Below are 4,022 nucleotides of genomic sequence, written 5' to 3' on the forward strand. Positions count from 1 at the left end.
ATGAGGATAAGAGACAGATATTATGCTGAGTTTGATAAGATCAAAGGGGACTCAAAAAATTTTCTAGTCGGTCGGCTGGTTTTATTAAAACTTGTTTTAATACGACAAGTTGCAAGCAATGAAGCAACAAAATGCCGATTTGCCAAGACCTGACACTTTTTACTTCATTGAAGAGGCACATAACTTTTTTAATATTCCAGTATTTAGCAAGCTTCTTGATACATTTGCTAGAGAAGTTAGAAAATATGGTATTCATCTGATTTTAATTACGCAAAGCACGGGTGATGTCGATCAAGAATTTGCAGAGTTATTCTCAACAAGGTGTTTCTTATTTAAAATGAAGGACAAAGATGTCGCATACGCTGGAGTCAAAAGTGTAAATGGCAATAAAGATCTAAGCGGCCCAGCACAACAAATTTATGACGCTATTAAAGAAAATCCTGATGGCAATAGAACCATTTTTATGCTTAATTCAAGTGGAGCTAGTGCATTTACTTTGCCTGCCTATAAGAAATATGGTAATATGTTTATGCCATACGAAATACAAACTGCATAAAAGAGAGAAAAGATGAAAAAAATAGCATTGGCCACTTTGCTTGGTTTTAGTTTTTTGGTTGCAGCAGATGATGTAGATACGCCATTAAAGGCTCAATATAGAGAGCTACAAGCTAATAATTGCTATTGTAACAATCCTGATGGAGTAAGCCTTGTTAATGCTTCGCAATTAAAGCCTAGCGAAAAAAAGATGAATGAAGAGATTTCGCAAATGATCCTTGATGCGAAGAACGAACAATATCTTATTAGGGCTTTTTGGATAAAGGGACTTGGGGCAGAAGCGAATGAATTTGCTCCGCAAAGGGCATTTTATTCAAACTTTAACTATGCCGAAAAAGAATTTGGCTATGAGCTAGAAAAGAAAAACAGAACAAAATGTGTTGCCCTAGATACAGAAATAAATGCCATAAATGCTCAAATTTTATTGGCTGAAATGAAGTTGGCTGAACTAAAAAAGAGTAACTAATGGCAGCCATTTTACTTGAAACCAACAAGATACATCGCTCTGTCAGATATTTTGGACTAGAAGAGAGCCGTTTTAGGTTTAAAAGATATACAAAGACGGTGAGAAGCCTATTTTGGCTATCTTTGGTTTCATTTATGTTTTCACCATATATGGCTGTTTTCTTTTTATGCCTATTTGTTTCAAAAACAGCAGGCGAACTATTTGGCGTTTTTTTTAAAAATGAAGCTTATATGCGTCAATATAATGCAATATTGCAACCTCAAACAGCTAAAAAAGTTGTTTCTGTAATTGGTTATAGAATTTATAATGAAGAGCTAGACGGACACCTTTCTAAATAAAATCAGGCGACAAGACTTCTCTTGCAGCCAAACAAAAAACAATGGAACACCCACATAATAAGCTAAGACACATCGGAATTGATATGGACTTAGCCAAAACACACATGGTCTTAGTCGGTAAAACTGGTGCTGGTAAAACAGAGGCCTTGCGATCTATGATGGACGATATTATGAAAATTGGCGGAGGGATAGTATTTAACGACGGAAAATCTGACGTTAAAATGCTAGATGAAATCTTAGCCCAAGCAAAATTAAATTATAGAGAAACTTCAGTCAGGGTATTAAACTTTCTTAAAGCAGAAAAAAGCGCAGAGAGCAATACATTTAACTTTTTCAACAATCAGCACCCAGTAAAATTAATAGAATTCTTATCAAACCTAGCCTTTAAAGATAGTAGCGAAGGCAATACTGCATATTTTCAAAATCGCGGTAAGGCATTGTTATTGCCAGTTGCATCAGCTCTATATATCAGGGATAAACTGCTAGGTGAAGGTATAGATAGCGAAAAACTTAGCTCAAACACAAGTGTTTTAAATGTTACTCTAATCTTTATTGCGTTTTATTGCATGTGTCGTGATTTAGATGAAATCATTGCCGAAAATAAAAACGTTGAGCCTCTAATTGGTGACAATAGTATTGTTGTTGCAAAGACATCTTTTTTTGACAATATAGAAAGACTTATTGAAACAGTTATTCAAGAACCTACACGCAGAATAGATATAGAAAAAGAGCTTGGAATTGAATATAGCTTCATAAAAGATACATACACAAACGTTTATAAAATCATTCGTTCATACCTAGATAAGGTATGGAATAGATTTATCCCTATACTTGACGTCGTTGCCCTTGTGGTCTATTCACAAGGCAAAAGCCAAAGTGACGGCAAGAAGAGATTTTATTCAAAAGATGTATCGCCTGAAACTATTTATTCTATGCAAGATATTAAAATTTTCTACAATCTTGCCAAAGAAGCTTTTACAAATACGCCAGGACAAAATCAATCAGTTATGCCAATTAGTCAAGAAGCTGAAACGCTAAAAAACAATTTGACTAATATTGTTAATGACTTTTCAAGAGGAACTTTAACTATCAGTTATGCAACTACAATTTTAAGCGAGGCATTTACTACCAAGGGAGCTTCATTAGAGAACCCACCAGCAGACAATATGATGCAACACTCCTATGCACAACAACAATGGGAGCAGCTGTTCAACGTTTTTGCTGCCTTTAAACATATTCTTGCTCAATCGAAGAGTGAGATCAATCCAGTTGATGTCATTGCAGATAACCAAATTTTATATGTTTTGCTGCCACCGCTTGAATTATCAAGATCGCAGGTTGAAATTTTGGGAAAAATTATTATAGCAACTATCAAGGCATTTGCTGGTTCAGCATTGGGTGGCGAATATATTGGCATTCATCAAACTATTAAGAATATAGCAAAGGATAAATTCACCCCTAAGCCTTTTACTCTAATCAACCTTGACGAGTATGGTGCATATCCAGTTGCTGATCTTGATACGATCTTGGCGCAAGTGCGTTCGTTAAATATGAGTGTTGCCCTTGGTATTCAAGACTTTGTATCGCTAAAAGCGAGTGGAACAGACGAAACAGCTCAAAAAAGAGCCTTAGCCAATACGTCAAAGATAATCTTTAAAGTAGCCGATAAAGACGTTATAGAGTGGCTAGAAGCTATGATCAACGAAGAAGAAGTTGAGAGTAGTGAGTATAAAAGAGATGCCGCTGGGGAACTTGTTCTTGATGTTCAAACAAGACTGGAGAATAAAAAGATCATACCTATCAAGAAAACACAAGACGCTAACTATGGTCTATGCCTAATGTTGCTTGGTGCTGAGAATGATAGGGCGGTTTGGTGTCAAACTTTCTTTAGAGGCGGTAAAACAGAGAATGTTAGGCTAATACACACTAATGCCATAGCTGGTATCAGTGCTGATGTTATTAGCAATATGAAAAAGGGCTACGAAGACTTTAAAGACGAGATTATTCAAGATAATATTGTTGGTAAGATCAATATGGAGCTAGAAGAACTTGCTTCTTAAGCTCATTAAAAGTTATTTCATCACCTTTAGAAATCAGCCAATAGACATAAAAATAGCCTTTGTTCTTTTTTTGGCAGGGGCTTTTTATACTCTTTGCTTCATGTTGTTATATTTTTTCTCTGGGAAGATGGATGCAACACAAGCTATTAGTGGAACAATTATCTGCTCTTTGTCAGCCTACTCACTACTAAATCTCGTTGATCATTCAAACAATGCCCACATCTCGCAACCAATAAAACTCTTTCTTAGCTTTTTGTTTGGCATTGTGACGATAGCTATTGTCATGCCACTGCTTTGCTTCTTGCTGAAAGGCATATTTTACAATTAAATGAAATTTACACAAGAGCAATTAGATATTTTTGCCGTATGCAAGAACCTCAAAGATGACCAAAAGGTATCTATTATTGCACCTGCTGGCTCTGGCAAAACTTCTACTTTGGTAGAGTTGGCCAAACAACTACCAGATAAGACAATATTGTATCTAGCCTATAATCAGTCAATAAAAAGAGAAGCTCAGGGCAAATTTCCAAACAACGTGATTGTTCTTACTACTCACGGATTAGCATTGCGCTCCCAGAGCATAAAAATAGAAGATATATCAAC

The 4,022-nt window shown here is 35.8% G+C and carries 6 protein-coding genes; all 6 read left to right on the forward strand.

Features of this window, described 5'->3' with window-relative positions; all coding sequences use genetic code 11:
* The first annotated feature begins 118 nt into the window (after positions 1 to 118).
* Complete coding sequence (locus CYP28_RS05990; protein ID WP_103593492.1) at positions 119 to 556, forward strand: TraM recognition domain-containing protein; 438 nt, start codon at positions 119 to 121, stop codon at positions 554 to 556.
* A 12-nt stretch (positions 557 to 568) separates the two neighbouring features.
* Positions 569 to 1,021 carry a hypothetical protein gene (locus CYP28_RS05995; protein WP_103593493.1) on the forward strand — a complete coding sequence of 151 codons (453 nt, stop codon included), beginning with the start codon at positions 569 to 571 and terminating at the stop codon, positions 1,019 to 1,021.
* Positions 1,021 to 1,359, forward strand: a complete 339-nt coding sequence (locus CYP28_RS06000; RefSeq protein WP_103593494.1) for a hypothetical protein — start codon at positions 1,021 to 1,023, stop codon at positions 1,357 to 1,359. The genes CYP28_RS05995 and CYP28_RS06000 overlap by 1 nt, the downstream gene beginning before the upstream one ends.
* A gap of 83 nt (positions 1,360 to 1,442) precedes the next feature.
* Positions 1,443 to 3,419, forward strand: coding sequence for a type IV secretion system DNA-binding domain-containing protein (locus CYP28_RS06005; protein ID WP_181000427.1), 1,977 nt, complete (start codon positions 1,443 to 1,445; stop codon positions 3,417 to 3,419).
* Positions 3,420 to 3,546: 127 nt separating this feature from the next.
* Complete coding sequence (locus CYP28_RS06010; protein ID WP_141089904.1) at positions 3,547 to 3,747, forward strand: hypothetical protein; 201 nt, start codon at positions 3,547 to 3,549, stop codon at positions 3,745 to 3,747.
* On the forward strand, positions 3,748 to 4,022 hold a 275-nt coding region (locus tag CYP28_RS06015), incomplete at its 3' end, for a DEAD/DEAH box helicase family protein (RefSeq protein WP_181000428.1).

The organism is Campylobacter concisus (assembly GCF_002914195.1).
Lineage (GTDB): Bacteria > Campylobacterota > Campylobacteria > Campylobacterales > Campylobacteraceae > Campylobacter_A > Campylobacter_A concisus_M.

Coding starts and splice junctions, on each gene's coding strand:
- CYP28_RS06010 (WP_141089904.1), top strand. CDS start 3,547: ATGGATGCAACACAAGCTATTAGTGGAACAATTATCTGCTCTTTGTCA.
- CYP28_RS06005 (WP_181000427.1), top strand. CDS start 1,443: ATGGACTTAGCCAAAACACACATGGTCTTAGTCGGTAAAACTGGTGCT.
- CYP28_RS06000 (WP_103593494.1), top strand. CDS start 1,021: ATGGCAGCCATTTTACTTGAAACCAACAAGATACATCGCTCTGTCAGA.
- CYP28_RS05990 (WP_103593492.1), top strand. CDS start 119: ATGAAGCAACAAAATGCCGATTTGCCAAGACCTGACACTTTTTACTTC.
- CYP28_RS05995 (WP_103593493.1), top strand. CDS start 569: ATGAAAAAAATAGCATTGGCCACTTTGCTTGGTTTTAGTTTTTTGGTT.